Raw genomic sequence first — 24,229 nt, 5'->3', positions numbered from 1 at the left:
TATCTCCTGATTATCCTTAATCAAATCTCGCTCCAACAACATGCATAACCGCTGCTGGTTAATGGAACTTGGGGTAGTAACATTCGAAGTAGCTAACAGCGCGATAATTACGCTTCAGCTACCCAGTGCTCTTGTGATATTTGGCGATAGCGCGTTTTCTGTCCTTCAACGCCTACCAGTCTCATCGGAGATGGCGGTAGTTCACTATCATCAAATTGGCGTTCTTTACGACGTTTCGGATCGGCAATAGGCACCGAATCCAATAGACGTTGGGTATAAGGGTGTTGGGGCGAATTAAACACCGCTTGGCGACTTCCCATTTCAACGATTTGACCGAGGTACATTACCGCAACTCGATTCGCAATGCGCTCCACTACTGCCATATCGTGAGAAATAAAAATCCACGCTACGCCCATTTTTTTCTGTAAATCCATCATCAAGTTAATCACTTGCGCTTGGATGGAAACATCCAAAGCAGAGACCGCTTCATCGGCAATAATAATTTTGGGCTTCAACGCCATAGCACGTGCAATGGCTATCCGTTGTCGCTGACCGCCAGAAAACTCATGGGGATAGCGCTGCGCATGTTCAGGTTTAAGACCAACGTTAATCAGTAGCTCTTCTACTGCAGGCGTTGCTTCCTTTAAATCTTTGGCGAGGCCATGAATAAGCAGTGGCTCTGCAATCGAAAAACCAACCGTCAACCTCGGATTAAGTGAAGCGTAAGGGTCTTGAAACACCATCTGCATTTCACGGCGAATGGGCTGAAAGCCTTTATCATTGAGTAATGAGATCTCTTTGCCTTCGAAATGAATACTTTCCGATTGGCTTTCAATTAAACGCAATAGAGAGCGACCCGTTGTTGACTTACCACAGCCACTTTCACCAACAATCGCTAAGGTTTCCCCTGGCCAAATACTGAAATCAATCTGCTCGACTGCGTGTACTTCATGACGGACGCGCGCCAAAATGCCACTGCGTACTGGATAATAGACTTTGAGCCCTCTCACATCTAATAGAGGCTTACCTTGATAATTAGCGGTGCGGTGATCGAGGGCTTCTAGTGCTTTGCTCTGCCCAACCAATTCAAAAGGCTTCGGCCAATAACTGTCTGTCATATCGCCTAACTTAGGCACAGCAGCAAGCAGTGCTTGTGTGTAAGGATGTTTTGGCGCATGAAAAACGGTATTAACATCACCAGTTTCGACGACTTTGCCACGAAACATCACCACGACTTTGTCAGCCACTTCCGCCACCACGCCCATATCGTGCGTAATAAACATCACTGACATATCGCGCTGTGCTTGTAAGTCTCTTAAAATACGTAAAATGCGCGATTGAATCGTGACATCCAAAGCCGTCGTTGGTTCATCCGCAATCAAAATTTGTGGATCACACGTTAACGCTAATGCAATCATGACTCGCTGACGCATTCCCCCCGACAAGGCATCAGGGTAACTACTCATCACTCGCTCAACATCAGCAATGTGGACTTGCTTTAATAATTCACAGGCTTTGTTATACGCTTCGTTATGAGTGCATAACTGATGATCGAGAAGAGCCTCTGTCAATTGATCGCCGATTTTCAACACGGGGTTAAGCGATGTCATGGGCTCTTGAAAGATCATGGAAATATCTTTGCCACGGATAGCGCGTTTTTCATTATCGGTTAAGCTCAATAAATCGATAGGGCTGTGTTTGGGTTGATAGGCGATTCTTCCCTGTTGAATCACTGCGTTATCACTGAGCAGCCCCATGATGGTCAATGAGGTCACAGATTTTCCAGAGCCACTTTCGCCAACGACAGCAACAATTTCTCCCCGCCCAATCGAAAACGACACATCATCTAATGCTTGATTCACCCCTTCGTGACCACGAAAAGCCACACTTAGGTTCTCTACTGAGAGTAATGGCGTTGTATGTTGTTCAGTCATCCGTGACCCTCTTTTCAATTAAATCCAAATTTGTCCATGACGAAATTCCAGATAGGGAGCGCTATCTGCAGCAAGCCAAATAGGACCGTCTAAATCGATAATTTCACTTTGAGCAGCGATAGGCAGAGCCGCTTCCATTGCCAATGATGAGCCCAACATGCAGCCCACCATAAGGCGCATTTGATTCTCTTGCGCGGTAGCGACCATCTTCAACGCTTCCGTCAAACCGCCACACTTATCTAATTTAATGTTGATAAATTCGTAGCGGTTTTTTAGACCTGCAATATCACCGCTAACATGGCAACTTTCATCAGCACACACAGGAATCACATGGTCAAAATCAGCTAACATCTCATCTTTTCCAGCGGGAAGAGGTTGCTCAATCATAGTGATGTCATAGGGTGTGAGCTCGTCAAATAAAGCAGCTAAATCTAGGCCAGACCACGCTTCATTAGCGTCAATCACCAACGTGATATCAGGGGCAACAGAGCGAATAGCCGCCACTTTTTCAACGATCTGTTCACCATTAAGTTTGATTTTTAAGAGCAAAGCTCCGCGCTTATAAGCATCTAACGCTGAAGCTCGCATCGCTTCGAGGGTATCTAGACTGATGGTTTCTGCTGTAATAACCGATTGAGGTTGCTGCACATCACTGCTTTGCCACAATGATTGCTGCGCCATTACCGATTCCAAACGCCATAAGGCACAATCTAAAACATTTCGCGCAGAACCTGCTGGCAAATGGGCTTGTAACGCTTCGCGGCTCAAACCTGCTCGGATCTCTTGCGCGATTTGCTCTAATTGAGCCACGACACTTTCCGGTGTTTCATCATAACGAGGTGTCGGCGTACATTCCCCTAGCCCAATAAACCCATCTTGTTCAATACTGACACGCACCACAGTGACGCTGGTACGTGTGCCGCGAGAAATAGTAAATGGTCGAGATAATGGCAACTCCACCACATCAATATCGAGATTTCTCATATCCCCTCCTACTTCGCGCTCAATAGTGATTGCTGTTTAAGATAAGAGGCGATGGAATCTAACCCAAAACGAACCGAATCCGTTGCTGGCACTCCGAACTGCTCACTAATTTGTGCTAAATAGGCTTTTGCTTCCGCTTCTGGATACTGCGATGTGTTCACCGAAAAACCCGCTAACTGAACATCAGGGTTCGTTAAGCGCGCGTTATAAAGATTGAGATAGACGCAGTCTTCTAGTTCAACCAATGGATGATGGGGTAAATGGCGAGTATGAGGTCGGCCCATCTCATGGCACATCACGAGCCAATCCGGCTGAGAGCCATGCAGCAAACCTAAACTGACACCAGCATAAGAAGGGTGGAACAAAGACCCTTGCCCTTCAATGATATCCCAGTGATCAACATCATTATCAGGCGATACCCATTCTGCCGCACCAGAAATAAAATCAGATACCACAGCGTCAATAGGTATCCCTTCACCAGCGACTAAAATCCCAGTTTGGCCAGTAGCGCGAAATTGGGCATTAATTCCCTGCTCTTGCAGTGCTGCCTCAAGGGCTAAAGACGTATACATTTTGCCCACAGCGCAATCAGTCCCTACCGTTAATACCCGTTGACCCGTACGCTTTTTACCAGACCCAACACTTAACTCTGGTTTTTGGTGACGAACATCAAACAACGCCACACCGTACTGCTCAGCCAGCTCGGTAATTTCCGGGATATCACTTAATTTCTGATGCAACCCACTTGCGATATTCATCCCGGCTTTAATTGCTTGGGTAATCGCATCCATCCAATGCTGTGGAATATATCCTCCCGCATTCGCTGTACCGAGGACGAAAGTCTTTGCTCCTTGCTGCGCGGCCTGTAATGGCGTCAAATCAGGCAACTCAAGCGAGACCTCACAACCAGGTAAACGCATTTGACCGACACAAGAATCTGGACGCCATGCATGAATACCGCGAGCAGTTTTGGCAGAAAGGGGATCGGAAACGTCTCCGAGGAAAAGAAGATAAGGTTGAGGAATTTGCATATCCATGTCTCTAGCTAATGTCATTCATTGATTGATTTCACTATTGCATGGTCATCCCTCAATAAACGAATACTTGTTTGTGGGAAGGCCATAACTTGAGGTTATACCCAAGGATTAAACACAATTGGGGTTATAGGATTTAAGGTCTGGAATTGGACATAAAAATTGTGTCATATTAGATGGTCATAGCGTACATCGGACAATAAACTGGAAAACGGAAAAATAAAAAATCAAATAAATTCATTAAGATAAAAGAATTAAACTGAAAATAACATGGAGTAATTTTCAGGCGTATCCACCTATTTTTTGTGTCACAAATTGCGAGGGAACAGCAATGAGGTTAAGGCAAATCGAAGTGTTTCAAGCCATCATTCAGGCCGGTACGATTAGCGGAGCAGCACGCCTACTTAACGTATCTCAACCTAACGTAAGTCGGGTACTGAATCATACCGAACAACAACTGGGATTTAGTTTATTTGACAGAAGCAGCAAAGGACTCATTGTCACGCAAGAAGGGAAACGCCTATTACCGGAAATTGAAAGACTGACCTACCACCTGCATTCTATTAACGAACTCACCGATACCATTCGCACAGAAAAAGCGCACACTATTCGCATCGGAGCGGCACATGCTTGCTCACAAATGGTCGTGGTGCCCACTATGGTTGAATATCGTCAGGCTCAACCTAAAGAACATGTCGATCTTGTCACGGAGCACTTTGCTACGTTGCAAGAAGCCGTACAAAATGAACAACTGGATTTTGCTTTGGTGTTCGGCCAGCATACCGACAGTTCACTCCTCGCCGAGCCCCTTTTCCAATCCGATATGGTTGCAATTGTACCTAAACATATGTCAGTCCCTGATGAAATCAACCTCAGTTGGTTATGCCAACACAACTTCCTAATGATGCAAGAAAACGATCCATTAGGAAGAGTGCTGCATCGAGCTCTTCAGACTCATCATCTACAACCGAGTAACCCTTTATTAATTAAAACCTATTCAGTGATTGCGGATATGGTCGTATCCGGAGGTGGCGTTGGTGTTGTAGATTTATTTACGGCTTCACGTTACGCCAATGATGTGCAAATTTTACCGTTAAAAGAACGATTACCTTTCGAATTGGTATTTATTACTCGCCGCAATATTCCACAATCCAAACAAATCATCGAGTTAAAACAGAGATTTCGCGCTCAATGCAGAAAGATTAGCAAGCTAAATCAACATGTCACTTTGAAGAAGGAAGCACTGTTACACTCATAACTTTTTAATCCATCATTCTGATCGTTAGTAATAAGTTAATCTAATGCGACTTGGCAATTATTGTCACTCGTCAATTGGGGGCTTTCCTGATAATTTACGCGCGTTTTGAAACCCTGGTGCGCACATAACTTGCACTGATGTTATCCACCCTGCACTGTATTGAAATCATGCCGTCCCAATACCGAATTAATAAGATTGTTGAAATAGGTGACACGCTGCATCGCTGCGGTTGTGCACCTTACAAAGTTGAAAAATATACTCAGCACTATGCGCGCAAGCATGGCGTTGATGTCATGGTTCAAGCCTCTCCGACTGAAATTAACTATCAGTTTCCTAATGATAACAACGCAGTGGTGCTAAAACGCTTAAAACCAGCATCCATTAACTTAAGCTTATTAGCGAATACCATTATTCGTATTAATCAACCTAGTACAGAGCCGGTACCAGAACCTTTGGGATACCCTTGGTGGGCAATCGCGTTAGCCAATATGGGAATTCCACCTGCTTATTTATTGCTGGTTGGCAGCACATTTGAAGCCGTCATGATCTCTATCCTATTAGGTGTGATTGTGTGGGTTTCTCAACTCGTCTGTCGCGGCCATAGAGCGATAGCCGTCGAATTTATTGCCGCGTTATTTTGCGGAATCTGTGTGGCAGCCATCGCTAGCACCGGTTTACCGATTCCTGTGTGGACGTTGTGTATTGCTGCTGTGGTACTTTTTGTTCCGGGCTTATCAATTGCAAACTCATTGGAATGTCTAGCATTTAACGACTTAGTATCAGGAACCAGCTTGCTTGGACAAAGCACTCTCATATTGATGAAGCTTTTTGTCGGGATGATCATTGGCTTAAATATTGGTGAGTCCATTTGGGGACATATGGATGCAGTAGCGTATCGCAATGACATTCCATTACCGTTACATATTTTTGGCCTATTTTTGCTGTCGGGATCTATTGGCATTTTATTCAATGCTCGGGTCAAAGACATTTTGCTCGGCGCCCCCGTTGCTGTGTTAGGTATGTGGGGACCATTCTATCTCGGCTTTGATGCAGGCTGGGTCGTTGGTACTTGGGTCACAACCGTATTAATTACTCTTTACGGTACTTGGTTAGCTAAACGCATGGACTTAACGGGCTCTATCTATATTGTACAAGGCATCATTATTTTGGTCCCGGGAAGTCGAGTATTGATTAGCGCCAGTCAAAACTTGTTCGCTCAATCGATTCTCCCGATTCCCAGTATTGGGCTATCGGCGCTCTTTATGTTTGCAGCGATTGTTGCGGGGCAAGTGACTGCGTATTCGATTTATTCACCGAAAATCGAGCACTAGGCATAGCCTTTCAACTCTCGAAAGAAAGAGCTAATCGATAATAAGAAGGCCGCCATCGTATGATGGCGGCCTTCTTTATGGTGTTGTTATCAATGCTGGCAGGAGCCCTATGCAAAAATCGCGATTACGCAGCCTTTGAATAGGGCTCTTGGCCTCTATGTTTTGCCTTGCGGCTAAAACTGCCTTTCCCTTTTTTCGCTTTTTCAACTCGAGAGCGAAATAGCTGACTAGTAACGACTGCTTTTAGCGCGTTGTCTTTAATTTCACCGCGTCCTATATCGGTGTCGTTATGCTTTTTACAGCACGGCTTATGACTCATCATTACCTCCTCAGGTGCTTATTGATTCATCGCGCGAATTGTGGCTTATTTTTAGACAATGTCAAGAATCATCCGCTTATTTTTTAATCTCTCAAATAGCATTGTAACGAACTGGGTTGAAGGGCTATTTGGACATAATTTAAGCCTAAATTATGCCACAGATCTTATTTTCAAAAGTGAGCGAAAGGTTAATTACATCGAAATGTCTTTTAGTGCAAATATTTGCTTTAAATTAGAGATTTCAATCGTCTTGCTACAATTATTCGATTGACAACCCCTAAGATTACTCTAGACTCAGAAGCAGCTAGAAATGAAGTTCTTTGTATACACATTGTTTCGTTGGATTACTTGTAACTCCCCGGCGTGTCGTACGCAATAGCAATTTACTTTTCCACGCTATCAGCGCCGAATTCGGCCGAATATTTTTGATAAATTTAGGATATACATTATGTCTACTCCAGTTACTGGTACTGTAAAATGGTTCAACGAAACTAAAGGTTTTGGTTTCATCAAACAAGAAAACGGTCCTGACGTGTTCGCTCACTTCAGCGCTATCCAAGGTGACGGTTTCCGCACTCTTGCTGAAGGCCAAAAAGTTGAGTTCGTAATCACTCAAGGCCAAAAAGGCCCTCAAGCTGAAAGCATCAAAGTACTTTAATTTCTAAAGTAAACCAAATTCTGAAAACCAGCGCATCTCGCGCTGGTTTTTTTTTATTCTGATAAAAATGTTGTTATATATTCCATTACTTTAAATACATATCAAATAAATTATTTTGCCATTTTCTCAAATATTTTTTAATTCATAACATAAATTACATAAAATTATATATTGCTCCCAAATCCTTATATTAGGTATGTCTTGCCTATTTTTTATTGGCTTAACGTTCAGATAAGATGTTTGCTCTTTTATTCACAGCGCTTATTCGTCATGATCAGCCAGTTTCTTGAACAACAATTAAAATTACCTAAAAACAGCCTTAATCATCGGCGGGCTTACGTAAATTTCACCTCAGCAATACTTGTACTGCTGTGCTCTATGTTCTTTGCTTACTACGACTACGCGATTAAGTACAATTGGGATTTGCTTATCGCCAATATTAGTGCTTTCTCTGCGACGTTAGTATGTCAATTTTTACTGCTCTATAAGCGCCAACTGCTGTCTTCATCTATTGTGCTTACTTGTGTTGTGGTAGCACTGACGCACTACTATATCTACGAAACAGGCAATAAAGAGTATGCGCTCGTCTTTGGTATTATCGCTCCACTTATTTCCATCACCTTACTGCCAAAACGACTCGCTCTCCTGTTTATGGTGATACAGTTTGTCACTTACATCTACTGGCTCCTAAGTCACCTAAACATATGGCGTTCAGCAGCATTTACCGCCTCAAGTTGTATTAATCTTATTTCTGTGTGGTTAGTTCTTACCGTTACGATTACCTACTTAGAGCTCAGTCGCGATAAAGCCTACCGCCAACTTCATAAGACTAACCAACGCCTCCAGCATATAGCAATTACAGATACTCTTACCCAAGTCTATAATCGACGCTATATCGAACAGAAAATTGATGCATCACCATCGAGTTATCATCTTGCGATGATTGATGTGGATGACTTCAAGCACGTCAACGATACCCATGGCCACATCAGTGGTGACAATGTTCTCAAAGGCATTGCAGATTTGCTGCATGATGAATTTCATCCTCATGGTATTGTTGGCCGATGGGGTGGTGAAGAATTTATTGTATTGTTACCTGTCACCTATTCCTATCAACAAGCTTTTAAGTTAACTGAACAGGCTCGTAAACGGATTGAAAGCGCAGATTTTGATATTAAAGAAACAGTATCCGTTAGCATCGGTTTATCCGCATCCTCTCATGATAATTACGAGACAATTTTACGTAGAGCCGACCAAGCTCTATATAAAGCTAAAGCGCAAGGTAAGAACCAAACGGTTACTGAAAACGCAGGTAGGGAATCACATTAAGGTTAACTCTCATGAACGGGATATCCTATCACTCTGATATCCCATTCAAGCATGAGTATGAAACAAATCCTAATATAGCCAAAGATATTGCATCTTGAGGTAACTCAGGTATAGCTCTAGCGACGTAGCAATGATGTCATGTAGTAACGCATTTTGGTTGCAAGAGGACCTTGATTAGGCGTTTGTTTAACGGGCTTCTTTTTTTCCGTTTCTTTTACGTCATCCACAACCACCTCATCAGATGGAGGAGTCAATGCTGTTTTCTCACATAGCGTGGGATAAGCCAGTGTGAACAGCTCCATAAAATCTTGGCGAATTTTTTGTTCAAACTCATTGGCTTTTTCTGTCGGACAGAAAATCATAAAGTGCACCGACTGTTCCCCAGCCCCTGCGCTACCAATATCGATATGAGGTTCGGCACTCGGTAGATCGACGCCAGCATGCTTTTCTATCATACTGTTATAACGTCTTGCGACATCGATAAAATGAGAGAAATGCTCATTAATTCGTAGGTAGAGATCCGGCAGTAAAGGATATAAGTTTACAAAATGCGGCACGATGATATTGAAGTTATGAAACACATATCGTTTCATGAAATTCAGGTTTTTTACTGGGTAGGTAAAAAACATGCTATTGGGTAAGGTTGCCGTTTTACCTGTGTAGTGATATTGCCCATGTAATAAGTCAATTTCTTGAATCACCGTGGCCATCATATTGTGATCAATCACTTCACCACTTAATTGTCCTACCTCAATCCAATCACCAACGCGAAATGAGCGAGAGCTCGCACGTTGAATAGATCCGGTTAAACACAAAATGATCTCTTTTGATGCCACAACGATGGCGACCGCAATAGCGGTAACAGAAAGAGCAAACTGATTGATTTCAGACTGCCAGAGAACAAAAAGGACTAACAAGGTACTAGCAAACATGCCATTCTTAGTTCGTGACATCCATTTCCGCTGATCTTCACTTAAGAAGGAAACGTCACCACGAATCAAACGTAATAGAAAGCTTCTTGCTAACCCCATTACTAACAAAATTAGCGCGGTAAACACCAACTTATAAGTCATTAAAAAATCAATAACCGCGTTAAATTTATCCATTAATTTATTTTCTCCCGCTTTACCACAGTGATGCTTTCATCATTAACTAATAGGGCATCATAACTGAATACCTGCAGATCCCCATCACAAAAACACGTAAAGCGCGTGTCACGTCAAAGGTTTGCTAGTTAATTATACAAGTCGCTCAACTCAAGATAGTCAATGAGGAATATAAAAGCGAAAGAGGGAGACTCCCTTACTGACTCGCTAACCCCTGAAAGCAGATCAGTAAGAGAGAAATAATAGAGGATTAAGATTGATAACGCAGTGCGGTTTTTTCGGCAATTTTCACGATAACTTTAGCCGCTTGTTCCATGCCTTCAATCGTTGCAAACTCATGAATACCATGGAAATTATATCCTCCAGTAAAGATATTCGGACATGGTAATCCCATGAATGATAAGCGCGCACCATCTGTACCACCGCGAACAGGTTTAATCAGTGGTTCCACATCACACTCTTCCATCGCTAGTTTGGCAATTTCGATAATATGTGGATACGGCTCAATTTTTTCGCGCATGTTTTGATAACTATCGGTAATCGTCACTTCAACAGAACCTTTGCGTAATGACTTATTAAGCTCTGCCACTTTCTGCTCAAGGAGAGCTTTTTTATCTGCCAAACCTTGTGTTTCAAAATCCCGAATAAAGTAGGTAAGTTCTGATTTAGCCACCCCCATTTTAGCGGCTGTTAAATGGATAAATCCCTCGTAACCTTGGGTTTGTTCCGGTCTCATTTCGGTTGGCATCTGCTCGATAAATTGCGCCGCGATGTACATCGAGTTCACTAATTTACCTTTCGCTGTGCCTGGGTGAACACTGACCCCGTTACAAATCACTTGAGCAGTCGAACCATTAAAGTTCTCATATTCCAATTCACCAACCGGCCCACCATCGACGGTATAGGCCCATTGAGCACCAAATTTTTCAACATCAAAATGATTAGCACCACGGCCAATTTCTTCGTCGGGAGTAAACCCAATACAAATATCACCATGCGGTATTTCCGGATGAGCTTGAAGAAATTGAATTGCACTCATAATTTCGGCAATACCTGCTTTATCGTCAGAACCTAGCAGCGTAGTACCATCAGTAGTGATGAGATTACAGCCATGTAATGTATGCAGTTCAGGGTATTGAATAGGTGATAGCACTTCATCACCTTTGCCAAGTGCAATATCGCCCCCCTGATAGTTTTCTACGATCTGCGGCTTAACATTTTTCCCCGATGCATCCGGCGCAGTATCCATATGAGAAATAAACCCTATCGCTGGCACATCATAGGGTACATTGGATTTCAGCTTCGCCATCACATAACAACGGTCATCAATACTCGTATCACTTAATCCAAATTCACACAATTCTTCATAGAGCGCTTTAGCGAAAACCTTTTGCCCTGTAGAACTAGGACAATGATGGTTCTTCGGCTTGGATTGGGTATCAAACGTGACGTAGCGTAAAAAACGCTCAACTAAATTTTCCATTACATGCACTCATGTTCAGTCTAACTGCAGCTTGGGGGAACACTCCTCAGCTGAAACAATGCCGTCTAGCAGCTCAATATTGTCCATACTACCCATTCCCACCGAATATAGTTTGCTATAAATCAGTTTTTATTGAATTAAAAACCAAGGCTCAATGGATTGCTGTTTCTAAGGTGCATCGGATTAACAATCAGTTGATATGAAACAAAAAATTGAGATCCGTTTTCCTCACAGCAATACAAAATCAGACACTGTTGCATTGAGAGTTAAATCTAACTCACAGACTGTAACGAAAAGATTCGTTTTCATAAAAATGTGCTTTGCATGTCGTCATCTAACCAACTAGGGTTAGATCATCGTTGATTTCCTGCGCTGCAACCAGATAAAAGAATAAGTAGTCAATTGTTCTGGAGTTGGATAAAACCACCAAATAACAATTACTAGCAACGTCAAGCCTCATGGCGCCTACTCTGAGTAGGTCCATGAGGCACCTTTCAAGCAGTTACTCACAATATTCCACTCGTTATGCCACCTTTAATTTTCCACACTTTTGCATAACATACTTTCCTGTCAAAGGAACCACTGTCTAGGTTTTCCGCAGCATACGCTGCGGATTTTTTTACCTGTCGCACAGAAGCATTCGACTTGCCCTTCCTGGAGTATTTATCGTCACTTGCCCCCTATCTGAAACAAAACGCTCTCCAGTTAATATGTCGATCAAATCGACAGGGAAGTTCAGGTTGATAGTAAAAGAGTGTGATGATTTATTGATGCTGACTGCGCCTTGATCACCACGGGTAAATATCAAGACATTATCTGTCGCGAGAATCGGATTCATACTTAAACCATGCATCCGATTATGAAACTCGATACGCGCAGCCATGGCTTTATCTTGCCAGACGTTTTTCCATCTTGGTTTACCTTCACGGTTCTTAATGCCACTTGTATCTAAATCACTGTAAATGAGTGGCACGCCGCCATCTCGCCCCAATAGATATGAGTATGCGAGACTTTCAGCAACTTCGTCCATAACTTGTCCACGAAAGGCATCATTATTGGGGACATCGTGTGTTATCGCAAAAGTCACCGCGCGCTCTTTTGACAACGCTTCACCAAAGCTATACGGATCAACTAAGGTCGTTAAACTCCCTTGGCAGGCGAATGCATTGTATACCGTTTGAAACAGAGGAAAGTCATAAGCACCAAGTCGAGTTTGCTCTAAGTAAGGCTGTAGAAAGAGCTGATATTCTTGGCGAGTTGCGCCTCCATCTGTAATGATTTCGCCAAATATGTGCATATCGTGAACAATGTCATCACTCCAGACTCGCCTAATATGCTCTAGCGATAAATGCTTAGCCGCATCAATGCGAAACCCCTTGATACCAATACGTTTCAACGCTTGCAGAAACTGGCGTTGCTGGTTAATCACATGATCGTTATCGCGCAATGTAGGAAGCCCCTTATCCTTAGGCCCTCCTGTAATACGACCATTTTGCACTTCCCATTTATCTTTCCAATCTTTAATACCGAATGCTTCGACAAAGTCCTGCTCAGTAAAAAGTGGTTCGGAAAGATCGCCAAACAGCTTCTTCCGCTCAAAATAAGCTTCATTTTGCTTATAATCGGCTAAATCACTTGCGCTAGGATACTGTAAATCAAGGCGTAAAGACGATTCGTTCGCCATGTGATTAAACACAATATCCGCATAAACGTGGATATCGTAATGATCTAATATTGCGACCATTTGAGTTAAAGATTCGGTATTGCCGAGTTGATTATCAATCACTCGATAATCTTGTGGTTGATAACGTTGCCACCAAGGGGTGCCCATTTCCTGTTTGAAGGATTTCATCGGTGGAGAAATAAGCACTGACCGATACCCAGCGCGATAAATGGCTTCAGCTCTCTCAGAGATAAGAGCATAAGGCCAATCGAAGGTATGCAAGATCACATCGGTTGGCTGGCATGTCATAACAGCAACTCCTTGTTGTACGAAAGCTAATTAAAATCACAGTTGAAGGCGTAGCTTTCGGCCTTTCCTATTCATTTATTTCACTTTGATTGAACGCGTCAGCATGGCTCATCAGATTAACGGTTAACAGACTAAACCATGTGTAATAACGCCCAGTGAATACATCACCTGCCAGTGAGAGTTATCTCATTGCTGTTTTGGGGCGGGTCACATCTCGACCAATGAGTAATGGAGTCAAGACACAATCATCGCTACCCTAAAGTGAGTGACTAAAGTATACATCAGCTTTACCAATCAAATTATTAGTAACTAAATATCATAAGTTAACGTGGAGGGGAAATGACAGATAAACAACAGGAATCAAATGCGCTCGCTTAGAATAGACATTGTGGCCGACTTTGTGTGTCCTTGGTCATTCATCGCTTACGTACGATTAAAGCATGTAATAAGTCAGTTAGATTCAGACATAACCGTTGAACTGTTTTGGCATCCTTATGAATTGAACCCAACCATGAATTTGAAGGGTGAAAATTTACGCGAACATTTAATGCGCAAATATAAAATGTCTGCCACACAAGTAGAACAAACGCTCAATAAAGTGATTGAAACAGGTAAAATGTCGGGGCTGGAGCTTTCATTTCCAGAAAGCATGTCTATCTATAACACTCGACATGCGCATCAGCTGTTACAGTGGTCTTTATTACAGCACAAACAAACGGACATGGCTTTGGCTTTGTTCGAGGCTTATTTCAAACATCACCGAGCACTGGATGACCATCAAGTATTGATCGCATTAGCGAAAGAATTAGGCCTTGAACAAGACATATGCTCTCAAGTCATTAATAAGCCGTCTTGGTCTAATACGGTTGCCCAAATAGAACAGCAGTGGTTACAAGCAGGGATCTCCTCTGTACCGACTCTTATTGTCGACCAGCACCATTTGATATCTGGAGCACAAAGTGAAGAGTCTCTTTATCAGCAACTGCGCCAGATTACGACCCTTCCCCCGAAAAAACATACTCACTAGATAATGTCTAAAGCGGGTGAGCCATACTCCTTATAAGCTTTAGAAAACCCGACTGTTTGGAAAATAACTTGAACACCATCTTGGGCATAGATGACCTGTGGCTTTGATTGAAACTGGTTAATAATATATTTAAGCCCTTGGTTTGTGGCGGGAAAATCGATTCTTACTCCTAAACCAATACACTGAGCAAAAAAGCTCATACTTTCACCATTCACCAAATATTCTGGCGCTTTATAAATCTCTTGATCAAATCCTAAACATTCTTCAGAGGGAAACACAATCCCAACACTTTTATCTCCAGATGCATTGGCAAATATGACCGCCTGAATCGCACCGCCAAAATTGGAATCAATACGATTGTCTTCCCAGCGTTCAGATTGAGCTATGGCTGTGCTTGCAAATAATGCCGCTAAAGTGACACTGTATTTCCATCGGCTCATAGTCACTCCTTAGTCAAGGTTAATCGATTATCTTACTCTCTACAGAATAAGACAGGATCGCTTTATCCACCCAACTATGTTTTCAATCTCTTCACTCATATGAAAGTGGTTAAGTTAAATTCACCATTTTTATATAGACCCAAGCAAGATCTCACTATTGAAGTACAAATTTCATTAGAGTAGTAAAACAGCGTTTTACTAATTTTTACTCTACCTAAAAAATAATTGGGAAATAATAATGAAAAGGTCTCTCACATGGCTGTTATCAGCAGGGTTAGTCGCTACGTTTAGTGCTAACCTACAAGCCAAACAAGTTGAAGTTCATGATCCAGTAATGGCAAAAGAAGGGAATACCTATTACGCCTTTAGTACTGGACCGGGGATCACCTACTATTCCTCACAAGATATGAAGCATTGGCAACTGGTGGGCCGGGTATTCAAAGATAAACCCAGTTGGGCTCCACGTGTTGCTCCAGGATTTAATGGCCACCTTTGGGCTCCTGATATCATTCATCATAATGGCAAATTTTATCTTTACTATTCAGCTTCAGCCTTTGGCAAAAATACGTCAGGGATTGGGGTTACCGTGACGAAAACTCTCGATCCTAAATCTAAAGACGCCCAGTGGGTTGACCAAGGCGTCGTTCTACAATCAATCCCGAATCGAGATGAATGGAACGCCATTGATCCAGCCGTTGCATTTGATGATCAAGGGACACCTTGGATGGCATTTGGCTCATTCTGGCATGGGTTAAAATTGGTAAAATTGGATCCAAGTTTGACTCGTATTGCCGAACCTCAAGAATGGTATAACCTAGCCCGACGCCCTTCCACTACTCTGACTGATGGGAAACAAGCTGGAGATGGTGCAATAGAAGCTCCTTTCATCTTCAAAAAAAATGGCTACTACTATTTGTTCGTTTCATTTGATTTATGTTGTCGAGGCATGGATAGTACCTATAACATTCGTGTTGGCCGCAGTAAAAATATCCAAGGCCCATACGTCGATAAAGAAGGTAAATCGATGATGCAAGGTGGAGGAACACTCGTATTGAAAGGAAATAAAGATTGGGTCGCTTTAGGTCACAATGCGGCTTACACCTTTAATGGCAAGGATTACATGGTATTCCACGCTTATGAAACCGCAGATAATGCGCTACAAAAATTGCGTATTTTACAAATCCATTGGAAAAATAATTGGCCAACTGTCAATCCTGCTAACCTGAATAAAAACACCACTGTATTAGAAAAGTAACTAAAAAAGTAAGGCTGCCTCATGGCAGCCTTACTGTTTATCTTGCTTTACGGATTAATGAACAGTGCGGTCTGATTTCGCGTAAAACTGACCGAAGTATTCTTCTAACACTTCAGGTGTCAGTTTACCTTCTGCTTCCAATTTTTTAAGCTCAGCCACAACCGCTTTTTGATCTTCAATAGATGGCAGCTTTACTTCTGGCTCGTCAGCATTCACGTCTTGCGACATCATTTCTAGTTCTTTTTCAAAATCACTCATGAGAGATACCTAATTGATTTATTCTGTCAGGAAGTTTACCCAACTCCCTGACGAGATACTAGAGCTTGAAGGTACCAACCATACGGTCTAATCGGCTAGACAGGTCATTCAGATCATGACTCGCCTCCGCTAATTCTTCCGCCGTTGTTGTGGTCATCTTATTAATCGAATTGATCTCTTCGATGTTCATATTAATGGTATGTACAACGGTAGACTGTTCTTCTGTTGCGGTCGCCACTTGAATGTTTCGGTCTGATATATCATGAATACGCTCTGAAATACTGACCAACACCTGCACCGCTTCATCAGAGGCTTGCACCCCATCAAGTGTCACGATGCGACCCGCTTCCATCGCTTCTACGGCATCTTTAGCATTAGATTGTAGTTTATTAATCATCACCTGAATTTCGTCGGTTGATGATGCGGTACGACCAGCTAGGTTACGCACTTCATCTGCGACAACCGCAAACCCCCGACCTTGCTCACCAGCACGAGCTGCTTCAATCGCGGCATTAAGTGCGAGTAAGTTCGTTTGCTCAGAGACTTCGCGAATAACATCCAAAATCTTACCGATGTCTTGAGTTGTCGCAGCTAATTGCTGCACCACTGTGCCGGTACTTTCCATATCATTTGCTAAGCGATCAATGACGTTCTTCGCCTTGTTGACCACATCACGGCCGGAGTCGGTGTTATCCGATGCTTCTGTGGCCGTCTGTGCTGCCGTTGACGCATTAGACGCAATTTCACTAATGGTTGCGCCCATTTCATTGATAGCGGCAACCACTTGCAATGTTTGATCACGCTGTTCTTGACTGTTGTCGTGGGTTGACGACGCTTTCTCAGCAACACGCTGTGCCGCTTGTTGTAAAGCACCACTGGTTTCCGCCACTTCACGCATGGAACGATGAATTTTCTCGATAAAGCCATTAAAGCCTTTCGACAGCTGAGCAATCTCATCGTCACTGTTGATTTCAATACGTTGCGATAAATCCCCATCGCCTTGGCCTAAATCAGTAAAACGCTGAGCAAGTTGGCGGATTGGGTTTACGATACTGTTGGCTAACCAAATTCCACCAAGAATAAAGATTACAGCCACAATCACAGTAAAGATCAAAATGCGATGGGTAACGTTATTCACGCTAGCAAACACTTCACTTACCGGCACAGTCCCCACAACAAACCAATCCATCGACTTCACGTACAAACTCCCAACGAACACCTCTTTGCCGTTAGTTTGAGTTTCTATCAAGTTGAAACCTTGTTTATTCAACAACTCACTTGCTTGAGTACCATAGAAATCACGTAATGTTTTATGTGACTTAGTTTGGTCTCGATGAATTTGTACTTCACCTTGCGCATTGGTTAAATACACATAACCCGACTTTTCAATATGGAAACTATTGAGAAAACTCACCATGTCATCCATTGATTTCGATACGCCAGACAATGTATCGCCCCCCACCGATTGATAGTTAGCAAACATTTTTACTTGTCCATTCGCTTCTTGGAACATGCTTACCATGGTTGGGTTATTGGACTGAACAAAACTGTAAAACCACCCATCTTGCTGATGGTTTAACTTACGCAGAAAACCATTCTGGTTCCAGTAGTTCGCATTGTGTCGATTCGCAATCGATGCATCATTCAAATCATATTGAGCGCGCACATTATTTAGCTCTTTAACTAACATCGTTTCAGAAGCTGAATCGAGTTTATCATTGCGAATCGCTTGCTTAGCGTATTCACTGTTGGCAAGTTGATGAGCAGCGTTCAATAGCTGGGAAACCTGACTATCAACTCGATGGCTGATTTGGCCAAGGAGAGAAGGTAGTTCGACATCGACCAAGCGATGACGTAACACATCATGTGTTTGACGTTGTGCAATCAATCCAACCACCATAGTGGAAGCCAGTACTGCGAGAGCAATACCGATGATCACTTTTTGTTTAATACTTATCTTATGCAACAAGAACATGTACTCGTGCCTCTAAAATTTGGCGAATATTTTTATCTGTTTGGTCGACTTACGGTACATAAATAACGTTGTAGCCAATCATCCCTGAACCATCATTTACGTTCATTCTGTAAGAGTGACAAATCTGTAACCTAGGGGTCTCAAATAAGCAGTTACTAATTTAGCCATTTAATTCCCTAGCGAGCGCGAGATTGTATACGACTTGAAGACAAATGTTTATCCAGTTAAGCAAGAAAGTTTCACTACAAACGATTACATATCTATTTATTTGTTGAATCGTTTGCTTTACCTCCCTATAGCGCATAAAAACCACAGACTTCCAAAGGCCTTGATACTTTATTTCTCAACAAAATTAATCGCCAAATTGATATGAATAACGACACTAATTGAACAGTAAAACCCTGACCAATAACTTAGGGTTATTTGTTACTACAAAAGTGCAACAAAACATTGTCTAATGGGGAGAATTCACTTTGGTAACGAACACTAAGTCCCCTGATAATCGAGTTTTTCAGCTAAATGTGTATAAATGTAAATTTTTGAGGAACTTTTTCATCAATAAGCTCACTAACTGCTGAATAACTAAAGAGACTTGGATGTTATGCAGTCAGAAATCTTTCAAACGTTACAGCACTATTTAAATCAGCAAGTGATCGGTCAAGAAGGCTTAGTTGAACAATTACTCGTCGCCCTACTCGCTGATGGGCACATTTTGGTTGAAGGCCCTCCAGGTCTTGCTAAAACACGTGCAGTTAAAGCATTGGCCGAATGTATTGAAGGGGATTTTCATCGAATCCAATTTACTCCGGATTTGCTACCGGCTGATTTAACCGGTACGGATATCTTTCGTCCTGAAACAGGCGAATTTCAATTCCAGCCAGGCCCTATTTTCAATTCATTAGTGTTAGCCGATGAGATCAACCGTGCGCCAGCAAAGGTTCAAGCCGCTATGCTAGAAGCAATGGCTGAGAAACAGATTACAGCGGGCAGAAAAACCTATCCGTTACCTAAACTGTTTTTGGTGATGGCGACGCAAAACCCAATTGAACAAGAAGGGACTTACCCTTTACCAGAAGCTCAGCTTGACCGTTTCTTATTGCACCTAGATGTGGATTACCCTGACGCGGAACATGAGCTTGCTATTTTGCGTTTAAACCGCGGTGAAGCCAAAGGCGACCACGCCCAAAATACGCCACGAGTCTCACAGCAAAGCATTTTTGCTGCCCGACAAGAAGTACTCAATATTCATATGGCGGAATCGATTGAAAACTATTTAATTCGCCTGGTCATGGCAACGCGTAAACCCGCGCAATACGATACAAAACTGGCGGAATGGATCGAAATGGGAGTCAGCCCACGAGCCACTATTGCACTTGATCGCTGTGCTCGTGCCCATGCTTGGCTTAAAGGTCGAGACTTCGTCAGCCCAGAAGACATTCAAGCTATGATCTTCCCAGTATTACGTCATCGTTTATTACTTTCTTACCAAGCTCAGGCAGAAAATGTGCATCCGAATCAAGTGATCGCTCACTTACTTTCGCTTGTAGGTAGTGCTTAAGGAGTCACTATGACTTACTCATTACCCGCACATGCAGATGGCGTTCATATTACGGTTGAAGAGTTGCTGCCCTACCGGCAGCATACGAGTAAGTGGTTACCACCAGCAAAGAGTTTGTGGTCTCAATTGCTTGGTCAACATCAAAGCCGTCAACTCGGCCGTGGGATGGATTTTGCTGAAGTTCGTCAGTATCAGCCTGGAGATGATATTCGAGCGATTGACTGGCGCGTGACGGCCCGTACAGGTAAACCTCACACTAAGCTGTTCACCGAAGAGCGTGAGAAACCTGTGATTCTGTATATCGATTTAAGCTCGAGTATGCAGTTTGGTTCCACAGCCATGTTTAAAGCCGTACAAGCCGCACACATGGCAAGCCTATTAAGTTGGCTTGCCATTGCCGAAAAAGACCGCATTGGTGCGGTGATTGATACCGGTTCACAAGTCGTAGAAATCAAACCGACCAGTCGGCAAAAAGGACCACTGCAAATTATCGCACAAGTTGCTCAGTTACAGGAACAGGCCCTAACAAAAGCTGGCGAGGCGGCATATGATTCCATGCAACAAGGTATGCTGGCGCTTAATCGGTTGTGTCCAAAAGGTAGCGATATTGTATTAATCAGTGATTTTGTTCGTTACCAAGACGAACTAAAACCCCTTTTTAACCAATTACACCGGAGAAATCGTATTCGTCTTATCCATATTTATGATCCGCTAGAACAAGGACAAACTCTTTTTCGCGGCACAGAATTGGTCAGTGATCAAAAACAAGCGCGCTGGCTCAACTTTTCATTAAATAGTACTCGTAATGGGATCAAAAAAGCCTTTGAATCTCATCAGGAAAAACTAGAATTACTGTGTCAATCAATGAAGATGGAGTACCACTCACTCTCTAGTGAGGGTCCTTTGCTACAACAACTAGCTGGATAAGGAAATATGCAGGAAAAATCATCAACACCACTACAACTTAGTGATTTACATCTTCCGGATGTACCTTCGTGGTTACCCCTAGCTTGGGGATGGTGGGCATCGATCGGCGCGATCGTTGTGGTAATTATTATTGTGCTTTTAGTTGTTCGTTGGAAACGTAAACGCCTAGCGCCGAAGAAAACGGCACTGCGCCTATTGACCCCATCACTTGGGTTACAAACCCCGTCTTCAGCGATAGAACTACTACGCCAAGCAGCCTTTTGCTATTACCCACGTGAACAAATCGCACACCTTACCGGTAAAGACTGGTACGCCTTTTTAGATGATCAAGTGGGACGTCCGCTATTCGTCCCTCACGAAACACAGTGGCAGCAGGCACTCTATCAAAAGCAATCAACTGTCGATTCTAACGTTCTTATCGAAGATTGCTATCAATGGATAAACGATGCTTTGCCGCCTAAAAAACGGAGATCTGTCAACGTTGGCAAACATTGAGTTAGTATGGTGGTGGGCATTATGCCTACTGCCTCTCCCATTTATCGTTTATAAATTTGCACCTTCGGTAAAACAGAAAACAGCGATTTCGCTGCCCTACCTCCCACAACAAGCCCAACTCTCGGCGCCTAATCATATGTTCGCCAAAGGGTTAGCTGTTGCTATTTGGGTCTGTTTAGTTATCGCGGCAGCGCGTCCTGTATGGTACGGCGAGCCGGTGAATGTATCACCTAAACATCGCGATATGATGCTAGTGGTCGATTTATCCTATTCGATGAGTCAAAAAGATATGCAGCAAGGGGATGATTATATCGACCGACTGACTGCGGTAAAACACGTATTAAAAGATTTCGTGGCTAAACGTAAAGGGGATCGCCTCGGTCTGATTTACTTTGCCGATCATGCTTACCTGCAAACACCGCTGACCTTTGATCTACATACGGTAGAAGAACAGATCAATCATGCCGTATTGAAATTAATTGGTACTCAAACCGCGATGGGTGAAGGCATCGGTCTTGCGACCAAAAACTTCATTGATGGTGATGCACCACAACGCGTCATGATTCTACTCAGTGACGGTAGCAACAACTCTGGAGTTATGGACCCTATTGAAGCTGCGAATATTGCCAAAAAATACCACACCACCATTTACACCATCGGTGTTGGCGCCGGTAAATTAACCGTACAAAGCTTCTTCGGTTCACAAACGGTTGATACCGCAAAAGACTTGGATGAAAAAACGTTGAAAAAAGTGGCTTCAATCACTGGAGGCAAATATTTCCGAGCTCGTGATGCCAAAGATTTACAGAATATTTATGACACTATCAATCAATTAGAGCCTGTAGAAAAAGCGACGCAAACTTGGCGCCCACAAACCGAATGGTTTGGCTTACCGCTCGCTATTGCTCTTGTTTTGTCTGTCGTTTTATTCGTGGTTAGGAGAAATCATGTCTAATTTTGTTTTTCTTACCCCTTACTGGCTGCTGGCAATCATTCCATTAGCCGCATTCTTACTGTGGTTACGTCTACGTAATCAACAGCAAACCTTGATTGCACCTCACTTAGCGAAAGCAATGGGGCTCGGTTCGCAGGCTAAGCAAAGCACAATACTTTCTGTTTTATCATTGGCATGGCTGTTAGCCTGTATTGCTTTAGCCGGTCCTAGTTTTCAAAAACAAGCGCGACCAACATACAGCAATGGTAGTGCTCGCGTGTTAGTCATGGATATGTCGATGTCGCAATACGCGACGGATGTTAGCCCAAACCGCTTAACTCAAGAACGTTACAAAGCGCTCGATCTACTCAGTGGTTGGCATGACGGTTACACAGGATTAGTTGCATTTGCTGCTGGCGCTTATACTGTCAGTCCAATGACCTCAGATGCATCAACCATCAAAAACTTAGTGCCCAATCTATCGCCAGAGATCATGCCAGCCCCCGGCTCCAATGTGGTTGCAGGAGTAAAAAAAGCCATCACCATGATGGAAAATGCAGGCATGGCCAAAGGCGACATTGTGCTGTTAACGGACGATATCGATAGTGACCAAAGCAGCCAAATTAAAAGCGTATTATCCGGTACCCATTGGCATTTATCCGTCTTAGCGATGGGGACAAAATCAGGAGCACCAATCCAGTTAACCGATGGCTCTCTAATGAAAAACGGTCAAGGCGACACTATCGTGGCTAAGATCGATTTAGATACCATGCGAGCCCTGACTCAATCCGTGAACGGCGTATTTGTTCCCTATCGCGGAGATGGTAAAGATGTCGATACCATTCTAGCAAACACTCAAGCAGTGAAAGCCGTAAAAGGAAAAAACGGCACTCGTACCGTGACAGAACGGATCAACAACGGTTATTGGTTAGTTTTTATTATTATGATTCCAGCCTTACTCTTATTTCGTCGCGGCGTCATTTTTATCTTTGCTTTGGTCACACTACCTTTGCTGATGATGCCCCAACAAGCTGAAGCTGCACCATTTCTTAATAAAAACCAGCAAGCCTATCAAGCTTTCAAAAATAAAGAGTATAAGCAAGCTGCCAATCTGTTTACTGACCCGAAATGGCAAGGTATTGCCAAATATAAAGCAGGGGATTATTCAGGTGCGATTGATAGTCTATCTCAGGTTAAGCACCCCGATGAAGACACTCAATATAATTTAGCGAATGCTTACGCACAAGCACAACAGTTAGACAAAGCCGAACAGTTGTATAAACAGATATTGGCGCACAACCCAACCAATAAAGATGCGAAACACAATTTGCAAGTAGTTGAACAAGCTAAGAAAAAGCAAAAACAACAACAGAAGAATCAACAAGGTAAAAACCAATCAAACCAACAAAGCAAGCAGGATAAACCCTCTTCTAATGATCAGAAAAACTCTGATAATAAAAACCAGAGCCAAGGTGATAAAAGCCACCAAGATCAAAAGAAACAAGACAATCAGCAGGGTCAAAAAAATCAGGATAAATCTGCCCAACAGGATTCTTCAAAGACGAACAACAAACAGTCGCAGCAAGATAACCACAATCAATCTCAACCTGCGGAAAAAAAGAAATCGCAAGACAAAGATAAGGCGTCGCAGCAGCAAGCATCAGCGAACAAGTCGCAAGATAACAACGACTCAGCTAAATCTGCGGGTCAGAAACAAGATCAACAAGCTAAGCAAGCTCAAGCAGCAAGAGCGAAGCAACAAGATAACAAACAGAAACAGAGTCAACAGGCTGTTGCGGCCAAGCCCAGTTATGCAAAAAAAGTTGACCCTGAATTACGTAAGTTAGAACAAGTAGAAAGTGTTCGCGATCCAAGTCAACTGTTACGAGCTCAGCTCTATTTGCAAGCACAGGATCAAGACCAACCAGATACGCAAACTAAGAAATGGTAAC

General features: G+C 43.0%; 20 protein-coding genes and 1 pseudogene. 11 read left to right on the top strand and 10 right to left on the bottom strand.

Annotated elements, in window-relative coordinates; translation table 11 throughout:
• Positions 1–107: 107 nt before the first annotated feature.
• From I1A42_RS16505 to dgcN, 3 genes are read right to left on the bottom strand one after another with little or no spacing between them, the layout of a single operon-like run.
• Positions 108–1,934, bottom strand: a complete 1,827-nt coding sequence (locus I1A42_RS16505; RefSeq protein ID WP_161155965.1) for an ABC transporter ATP-binding protein — start codon at positions 1,932–1,934, stop codon at positions 108–110.
• 18 nt (positions 1,935–1,952) lie between these two features.
• Complete coding sequence (gene dgcA, locus I1A42_RS16500) at positions 1,953–2,918, bottom strand: N-acetyl-D-Glu racemase DgcA (RefSeq protein WP_161155968.1); 966 nt, start codon at positions 2,916–2,918, stop codon at positions 1,953–1,955.
• Positions 2,919–2,926: 8 nt separating this feature from the next.
• On the bottom strand, positions 2,927–3,949 hold the full coding sequence (gene dgcN / locus I1A42_RS16495) for an N-acetyltransferase DgcN (RefSeq protein WP_196124096.1): 1,023 nt from the start codon (positions 3,947–3,949) through the stop codon (positions 2,927–2,929).
• A gap of 334 nt (positions 3,950–4,283) precedes the next feature.
• On the opposite strand from dgcN, the gene I1A42_RS16490 reads away from it, so the two are divergent.
• A complete protein-coding gene (locus I1A42_RS16490) occupies positions 4,284–5,210 on the top strand; it encodes a LysR family transcriptional regulator (RefSeq protein ID WP_196124095.1) in 927 nt (308 codons plus the stop codon).
• A 167-nt stretch (positions 5,211–5,377) separates the two neighbouring features.
• Positions 5,378–6,541: a threonine/serine exporter family protein gene (locus I1A42_RS16485; RefSeq protein WP_161155973.1), complete on the top strand. Its 1,164-nt coding sequence runs from the start codon at positions 5,378–5,380 to the stop codon at positions 6,539–6,541.
• 133 nt (positions 6,542–6,674) lie between these two features.
• On the opposite strand, the pseudogene I1A42_RS16480 reads toward I1A42_RS16485, so the two are convergent.
• Positions 6,675–6,863: pseudogene (locus tag I1A42_RS16480) on the bottom strand (alternative ribosome-rescue factor A); the annotation flags it as partial.
• 445 nt (positions 6,864–7,308) lie between these two features.
• On the opposite strand from I1A42_RS16480, the gene I1A42_RS16475 reads away from it, so the two are divergent.
• Both I1A42_RS16475 and I1A42_RS16470 read left to right on the top strand, forming a co-directional pair.
• A complete protein-coding gene (locus I1A42_RS16475) occupies positions 7,309–7,518 on the top strand; it encodes a cold-shock protein (protein ID WP_000106983.1) in 210 nt (69 codons plus the stop codon).
• A gap of 270 nt (positions 7,519–7,788) precedes the next feature.
• Positions 7,789–8,847, top strand: coding sequence for a GGDEF domain-containing protein (locus I1A42_RS16470; protein WP_161155977.1), 1,059 nt, complete (start codon positions 7,789–7,791; stop codon positions 8,845–8,847).
• A gap of 116 nt (positions 8,848–8,963) precedes the next feature.
• Here the strand turns inward: I1A42_RS16470 and I1A42_RS16465 are convergent, their stop codons facing one another.
• From I1A42_RS16465 to I1A42_RS16455, 3 genes are all read right to left on the bottom strand, one after another.
• A complete protein-coding gene (locus I1A42_RS16465) occupies positions 8,964–9,953 on the bottom strand; it encodes a mechanosensitive ion channel family protein (protein WP_161155979.1) in 990 nt (329 codons plus the stop codon).
• 250 nt (positions 9,954–10,203) lie between these two features.
• Positions 10,204–11,436, bottom strand: a complete 1,233-nt coding sequence (gene pepT / locus I1A42_RS16460; protein WP_161155981.1) for a peptidase T — start codon at positions 11,434–11,436, stop codon at positions 10,204–10,206.
• A 619-nt stretch (positions 11,437–12,055) separates the two neighbouring features.
• On the bottom strand, positions 12,056–13,408 hold the full coding sequence (locus I1A42_RS16455; protein ID WP_196124094.1) for an alpha-amylase family glycosyl hydrolase: 1,353 nt from the start codon (positions 13,406–13,408) through the stop codon (positions 12,056–12,058).
• Between the two features lie 364 nt (positions 13,409–13,772).
• Between I1A42_RS16455 and I1A42_RS16450 the strand changes: the two genes are divergently transcribed.
• Positions 13,773–14,435 carry a DsbA family oxidoreductase gene (locus tag I1A42_RS16450; RefSeq protein WP_161155984.1) on the top strand — a complete coding sequence of 221 codons (663 nt, stop codon included), beginning with the start codon at positions 13,773–13,775 and terminating at the stop codon, positions 14,433–14,435.
• Here the strand turns inward: I1A42_RS16450 and I1A42_RS16445 are convergent.
• Complete coding sequence (locus I1A42_RS16445; protein ID WP_161155986.1) at positions 14,432–14,875, bottom strand: hypothetical protein; 444 nt, start codon at positions 14,873–14,875, stop codon at positions 14,432–14,434. The genes I1A42_RS16450 and I1A42_RS16445 overlap by 4 nt on opposite strands.
• 238 nt (positions 14,876–15,113) lie before the next feature.
• Here I1A42_RS16445 and I1A42_RS16440 point away from each other — a divergent pair, with 238 nt between their 5' ends.
• Positions 15,114–16,130, top strand: a complete 1,017-nt coding sequence (locus I1A42_RS16440) for an arabinan endo-1,5-alpha-L-arabinosidase (protein WP_196124093.1) — start codon at positions 15,114–15,116, stop codon at positions 16,128–16,130.
• A 54-nt stretch (positions 16,131–16,184) separates the two neighbouring features.
• Here the strand turns inward: I1A42_RS16440 and I1A42_RS16435 are convergent, their stop codons facing one another.
• Both I1A42_RS16435 and I1A42_RS16430 read right to left on the bottom strand, forming a co-directional pair.
• Positions 16,185–16,388 (bottom strand): restriction endonuclease subunit S, encoded by a 204-nt coding sequence (locus I1A42_RS16435; protein ID WP_161155990.1) that lies wholly within the window; start codon positions 16,386–16,388, stop codon positions 16,185–16,187.
• 58 nt (positions 16,389–16,446) lie between these two features.
• Complete coding sequence (locus I1A42_RS16430; RefSeq protein ID WP_161155992.1) at positions 16,447–18,363, bottom strand: methyl-accepting chemotaxis protein; 1,917 nt, start codon at positions 18,361–18,363, stop codon at positions 16,447–16,449.
• Positions 18,364–18,964: 601 nt separating this feature from the next.
• On the opposite strand from I1A42_RS16430, the gene I1A42_RS16425 reads away from it, so the two are divergent.
• The 5 genes from I1A42_RS16425 to I1A42_RS16405 are packed head-to-tail and all read left to right on the top strand — an operon-like array spanning position 18,965 to position 24,228.
• Positions 18,965–19,921, top strand: coding sequence for an AAA family ATPase (locus I1A42_RS16425; protein ID WP_161155994.1), 957 nt, complete (start codon positions 18,965–18,967; stop codon positions 19,919–19,921).
• Positions 19,922–19,930: 9 nt separating this feature from the next.
• Positions 19,931–20,848 (top strand): DUF58 domain-containing protein, encoded by a 918-nt coding sequence (locus tag I1A42_RS16420; protein ID WP_161155996.1) that lies wholly within the window; start codon positions 19,931–19,933, stop codon positions 20,846–20,848.
• A gap of 6 nt (positions 20,849–20,854) precedes the next feature.
• Complete coding sequence (locus I1A42_RS16415; RefSeq protein WP_161155998.1) at positions 20,855–21,343, top strand: DUF4381 domain-containing protein; 489 nt, start codon at positions 20,855–20,857, stop codon at positions 21,341–21,343.
• The gene (locus tag I1A42_RS16410) at positions 21,330–22,298 is read left to right on the top strand and encodes a VWA domain-containing protein (protein ID WP_196124092.1); all 969 of its coding nucleotides are present in this window, start codon (positions 21,330–21,332) and stop codon (positions 22,296–22,298) included. The genes I1A42_RS16415 and I1A42_RS16410 overlap by 14 nt, the downstream gene beginning before the upstream one ends.
• Positions 22,291–24,228 carry a VWA domain-containing protein gene (locus I1A42_RS16405; protein ID WP_196124091.1) on the top strand — a complete coding sequence of 646 codons (1,938 nt, stop codon included), beginning with the start codon at positions 22,291–22,293 and terminating at the stop codon, positions 24,226–24,228. Before I1A42_RS16410 ends, I1A42_RS16405 begins: the two co-directional genes overlap by 8 nt.
• Position 24,229: the final 1 nt, after the last annotated feature.

The sequence above is a fragment of the Vibrio nitrifigilis genome (assembly GCF_015686695.1).
GTDB lineage: Bacteria > Pseudomonadota > Gammaproteobacteria > Enterobacterales > Vibrionaceae > Vibrio > Vibrio nitrifigilis.
This window is presented reverse-complemented; position numbering and strand designations above follow the sequence as displayed.

What these genes read in the sequence shown, in the direction of transcription:
- I1A42_RS16505 (WP_161155965.1), bottom strand. Translation starts at nt 1,934, where the DNA reads ATGACTGAACAACATACAACGCCATTACTCTCAGTAGAGAACCTAAGT.
- I1A42_RS16465 (WP_161155979.1), bottom strand. Translation starts at nt 9,953, where the DNA reads ATGGATAAATTTAACGCGGTTATTGATTTTTTAATGACTTATAAGTTG.
- I1A42_RS16485 (WP_161155973.1), top strand. Translation starts at nt 5,378, where the DNA reads ATGCCGTCCCAATACCGAATTAATAAGATTGTTGAAATAGGTGACACG.
- I1A42_RS16425 (WP_161155994.1), top strand. Translation starts at nt 18,965, where the DNA reads ATGCAGTCAGAAATCTTTCAAACGTTACAGCACTATTTAAATCAGCAA.
- I1A42_RS16445 (WP_161155986.1), bottom strand. Translation starts at nt 14,875, where the DNA reads ATGAGCCGATGGAAATACAGTGTCACTTTAGCGGCATTATTTGCAAGC.
- dgcA (WP_161155968.1), bottom strand. Translation starts at nt 2,918, where the DNA reads ATGAGAAATCTCGATATTGATGTGGTGGAGTTGCCATTATCTCGACCA.
- I1A42_RS16430 (WP_161155992.1), bottom strand. Translation starts at nt 18,363, where the DNA reads ATGTTCTTGTTGCATAAGATAAGTATTAAACAAAAAGTGATCATCGGT.
- pepT (WP_161155981.1), bottom strand. Translation starts at nt 11,436, where the DNA reads ATGGAAAATTTAGTTGAGCGTTTTTTACGCTACGTCACGTTTGATACC.
- dgcN (WP_196124096.1), bottom strand. Translation starts at nt 3,949, where the DNA reads ATGCAAATTCCTCAACCTTATCTTCTTTTCCTCGGAGACGTTTCCGAT.
- I1A42_RS16490 (WP_196124095.1), top strand. Translation starts at nt 4,284, where the DNA reads ATGAGGTTAAGGCAAATCGAAGTGTTTCAAGCCATCATTCAGGCCGGT.
- I1A42_RS16435 (WP_161155990.1), bottom strand. Translation starts at nt 16,388, where the DNA reads ATGAGTGATTTTGAAAAAGAACTAGAAATGATGTCGCAAGACGTGAAT.
- I1A42_RS16470 (WP_161155977.1), top strand. Translation starts at nt 7,789, where the DNA reads ATGATCAGCCAGTTTCTTGAACAACAATTAAAATTACCTAAAAACAGC.
- I1A42_RS16420 (WP_161155996.1), top strand. Translation starts at nt 19,931, where the DNA reads ATGACTTACTCATTACCCGCACATGCAGATGGCGTTCATATTACGGTT.
- I1A42_RS16475 (WP_000106983.1), top strand. Translation starts at nt 7,309, where the DNA reads ATGTCTACTCCAGTTACTGGTACTGTAAAATGGTTCAACGAAACTAAA.
- I1A42_RS16455 (WP_196124094.1), bottom strand. Translation starts at nt 13,408, where the DNA reads ATGACATGCCAGCCAACCGATGTGATCTTGCATACCTTCGATTGGCCT.
- I1A42_RS16440 (WP_196124093.1), top strand. Translation starts at nt 15,114, where the DNA reads ATGAAAAGGTCTCTCACATGGCTGTTATCAGCAGGGTTAGTCGCTACG.
- I1A42_RS16405 (WP_196124091.1), top strand. Translation starts at nt 22,291, where the DNA reads ATGTCTAATTTTGTTTTTCTTACCCCTTACTGGCTGCTGGCAATCATT.
- I1A42_RS16450 (WP_161155984.1), top strand. Translation starts at nt 13,773, where the DNA reads ATGCGCTCGCTTAGAATAGACATTGTGGCCGACTTTGTGTGTCCTTGG.
- I1A42_RS16415 (WP_161155998.1), top strand. Translation starts at nt 20,855, where the DNA reads ATGCAGGAAAAATCATCAACACCACTACAACTTAGTGATTTACATCTT.